This is a genomic window from Burkholderia sp. Ac-20392, from assembly GCF_017104585.1.
GTDB lineage: Bacteria > Pseudomonadota > Gammaproteobacteria > Burkholderiales > Burkholderiaceae > Burkholderia > Burkholderia lata.
Genome location: NZ_JAAGPB010001001.1, coordinates 1 through 1,329, shown reverse-complemented (window position 1 = coordinate 1,329; position 1,329 = coordinate 1). Strand labels below are relative to the sequence as shown.

Genomic DNA, 1,329 nt, shown 5'->3' with positions numbered 1-1,329 from the left:
CGCGCGCGGCACGCGGCCCGGCGACGGCCGCAATCCGACGACGTTGTTCCAGGCCGCCGGATTGCGCAGCGAACCGCCCATGTCGCTGCCGCACGCAAGCGGGTTCATCCCGCACGCGAGCGCGGCGGCCGCACCACCGCTGCTGCCGCCGGCGGAGCGCGTCAGGTCCCACGGGTTACGCGTCGCGCCGAACACGTCGTTGAACGTATGCGACCCGGCGCCGAATTCGGGCGTGTTCGACTTGCCGATCATCAACGCCCCGGCGCTCGCGCAACGGCGCACGACGAGCGCGTCGTGCTGCGGCACGTGATCGGCGAACAAACGCGAGCCGTACGTGGTGCGCACGCCGCGCGTCGCGGTGAGATCCTTCTGCGACACCGGCAGGCCGTGCAGCGGCCCCTGCCATTCACCGCGCATCCAGCGTGCATCGATGTCGCGCGCACGGGCACGCAGCAGGTCGGGATCGACGACGGTCACGAGCGCGTTCACGCGCGGGTTGACCGTCGCAATCCGCGCGAGATGCGCGTCGAGCAGGTCGCATGCGCCGATCTGCCGTTTCTTCAGCAGGTCGAGCATCGTGCGGGCGGACAGGTCACACAGATCGCCGACCATGACGTCGGCGGACTGGGACGAAAACGAAAGCGAAGCCGTGGCGGTCATATGGTTCCGGACGAAGGCAGAAAGGAAGGACGCAGCGTCGGTCGCAGCCGGTCACGCATCGTGATCGCTGCGATCCGACGCGAACGCGAGCGCGGCGAGCGACAGCACGCCGCAGGCGATCACGTACCACGCGGGCGCGGCCGGATTGCCGGTCGCGCCGATCATCCACGTGACGATGAACTGCGCGAAGCCGCCGAAGATCGACACGCCGCCCGCATACGCAATCGACAGCGCGGTCGCACGCGTGCTCTTCGGAAACAGCTCGGCGAGGATCACGCCGTTCGCGCCGGCGTTGATCGAGTGCAACGCGGCGAGCAGCATCACGACCGCATACATCGTTGCGATCGACGGCACCGTGCGCATCAGCCAGAAGCCCGGCAGGATCAGCACGGTCAGCGCAATGCGCGACCACAACGCGACACGCTTGCTGCCGGTGCGGTCCGACAGCCGCCCGCCGATCGGCGCGGCGACGAACATCACGGCGCCGGACAGGATCCCGCACCACAGCGCGGTATCCATCGGCAGGTGCAGCACCTTGATCGCATAGGTCGACATGTAATACAGCACGATGAAGTGCGCGGCCGTGCCGCCGATCACAAGGCCGAGCGCGGTCAGCACGGCGCCGCCGTCGCGCCGCAGCACGGTGCCGAGCACGGCCGATGAACGCCA

At 68.9% G+C, this 1,329-nt stretch carries 2 protein-coding genes; both read right to left on the bottom strand.

What is annotated here, in order from left to right:
- Nucleotides 1–576, bottom strand: a 576-nt coding sequence (locus G3N99_RS40415; RefSeq protein ID WP_346778524.1) for an amidase family protein, incomplete at its 3' end; no start/stop codon positions are given.
- 135 nt (nucleotides 577–711) lie between these two features.
- Nucleotides 712–1,329: MFS transporter (locus G3N99_RS40410; RefSeq protein WP_206125216.1), on the bottom strand; the 618-nt coding region annotated here is incomplete at its 5' end.